The organism is Bradyrhizobium sp. SHOUNA76, from assembly GCF_023006445.1.
Taxonomy (GTDB): Bacteria; Pseudomonadota; Alphaproteobacteria; order Rhizobiales; family Xanthobacteraceae; genus Bradyrhizobium.
In genome coordinates, this window is sequence record NZ_JALBHA010000742.1 from 1 (window position 1) to 2,234 (window position 2,234).

A 2,234-nucleotide genomic window follows, 5' to 3' on the forward strand; every position below is an offset into this window, starting at 1 on the left:
GAAGGCGCCCGCGGATGCGCCGTGGCGTGCCCTGGTGCAGTCCTCGCTGGCGCGCGTCGGCAGCGGCACGATGCCGGCGCTGTCGGATGAAACGATTGCTGCATCCAAGGAAATGGCCGAAGGCGATCGCAACGCGATGGTGCGCGGCATGGTCGAACGTCTGGCCACCCGGTTGAAGCAGAACGGCGACGACGTCGAGAGTTGGCTGCGTTTGGTGCGCGCCTATCTCGTGATGGGCGAACGGGACAAGGCCATGGGGGCATCGGCCGACGCCCGGCAGGCGGTTGCAAGCGACGCAGAGCGGCTTCGCCAGCTCAACGAAGGCCTCAGGACTCTCGGGCTCGGCGGATGACGATGTCGGGACGAGACGAGCGGAGAATTGATACGCCATGACGCGCAAGCAGCGACGTATGACCATCATCGGCGGCTCGCTCGCCGTGCTCGCGCTCGCGGCCGCGCTGGTGCTCAACGCACTTCGCGACTCCATCGTGTTCTTCTCGACCCCGACCATGGTCGCCGAGAAGCATGTCGAGCCCGGTAAGCGGTTTCGCCTCGGCGGGCTGGTGCAGCCCGGCTCGCTCCATCGCGGCGACAATCTCGCGGTGACCTTCGAGGTCGCCGACGGTGGCGCCAAGCTTCCGGTGGCTTACAAGGGCATCCTGCCCGACCTGTTCCGCGAGGGCCAGGGCGTCGTCGCCGAAGGCGCGCTCGACGCCAATGGGGTGTTCAAGGCCGACACCGTGCTCGCCAAGCATGACGAGACCTACATGCCCAAGGACGTCGCCGACGCCCTGAAGAAGCAGGGGCATTGGAAGGACGATTACGACGGCAAAGCTTCGGGCGCTAAGCCTTCCGGCAGCAGCAAGCCTCAAGCCACGACGGCGCAGGGCAATCCGCAAGGAGCGGTGCGGTGATCGCGGAATCAGGACATTACGCGCTGGTGCTGGCGCTTGGGCTCGCACTGATCCAGTCGATCGTGCCGCTGATCGGTGCGCGCCTGCGCGATGCCGCGCTGATGGACGTGGCGCGCTCCACGGCGCTGGCGCAGCTCCTGTTCGTCGGCGCCTCGTTCGTAGCTCTCGTGATGCTGCACGTGAACTCGGACTTCTCCGTCGCCAACGTCTACGAGAATTCCCACTCGATGAAGCCGCTGCTCTACAAGATCACCGGCGTGTGGGGAAACCATGAAGGCTCGATGCTGCTGTGGGTGGCGATCCTCGCCTTGTTCGGCGGGCTGGTTGCGGCTTTCGGCAATAATCTGCCGCTGTCGCTGCGCGCGCATGTGCTCGCCGTGCAGGCCTGGGTCGCCAGCGCCTTCTATCTCTTCATCCTCGTGACATCGAATCCGTTCCTGCGCATCGCGAGCCCGCCGATCGAGGGACGCGATCTCAATCCGGTGCTCCAGGACATCGGGCTCGCCGTGCATCCGCCGATGCTCTATCTCGGCTATGTCGGTTTCTCGATCTCCTTCTCCTTCGCGATCGCGGCGCTGATGGAGGGACGGATCGACGCGGCCTGGGCGCGCTGGGTGCGGCCGTGGACGCTGGTCGCCTGGATCTTCCTGACGCTCGGGATCGCCATGGGCTCGTACTGGGCCTATTACGAACTCGGTTGGGGCGGCTGGTGGTTCTGGGATCCGGTCGAGAACGCCTCGCTGATGCCGTGGCTCTCCGGTACCGCGCTGTTGCATTCCGCCCTGGTGATGGAAAAGCGCAACGCGTTGAAGGTCTGGACCATCTTGTTGTCGATCCTGACCTTCTCGCTGTCGCTGCTCGGCACCTTCCTGGTGCGCTCGGGCGTCATCACATCGGTGCACGCCTTCGCCACCGATCCCACCCGCGGCGTGTTCATCCTGCTGATCCTCTGCCTGTTCATCGGCGGCAGCCTGGCGCTGTTCGCGGGCCGCGCCACCTCGTTGAAGCAGGGCGGCCTGTTCGCGCCGATCTCGCGCGAGGGCGCGCTGGTCCTGAACAATCTTCTGCTCACGGTCGCGTGCGCGGTCGTGCTGTTCGGCACGCTCTATCCGCTCGCGATGGAGATGCTCGCCGACTTCAAGATGTCGGTCGGTGCGCCCTTCTACAACCTCACCTTCGCGCCGCTATTCACCCTGTTGCTGCTTGCCGTGCCGTTTGGCCCGATGCTGGCGTGGAAGCGCGGCGATCTGCTCGGCGTGACGCAGCGCCTGCTCGCGGCCGGCGTCGCCGGGCTCGTCGCCGTCGCCATCGCCTGGGGCT

The 2,234-nt window shown here is 65.9% G+C and carries 2 protein-coding genes and 1 pseudogene; all 3 read left to right on the forward strand.

The annotated features are described in order from the left end of the window. Nucleotides 1–352 (forward strand): annotated as a pseudogene (locus tag MOV74_RS36455) (c-type cytochrome biogenesis protein CcmI); the annotation flags it as partial. A 37-nt stretch (nucleotides 353–389) separates the two neighbouring features. Next, nucleotides 390–914, forward strand: a complete 525-nt coding sequence (gene ccmE / locus MOV74_RS36460) for a cytochrome c maturation protein CcmE (protein WP_246932153.1) — start codon at nucleotides 390–392, stop codon at nucleotides 912–914. Next, nucleotides 911–2,234 (forward strand): heme lyase CcmF/NrfE family subunit (locus MOV74_RS36465; RefSeq protein ID WP_246932155.1); only part of this gene is annotated, 1,324 nt, incomplete at its 3' end. The genes ccmE and MOV74_RS36465, both read left to right, overlap by 4 nt.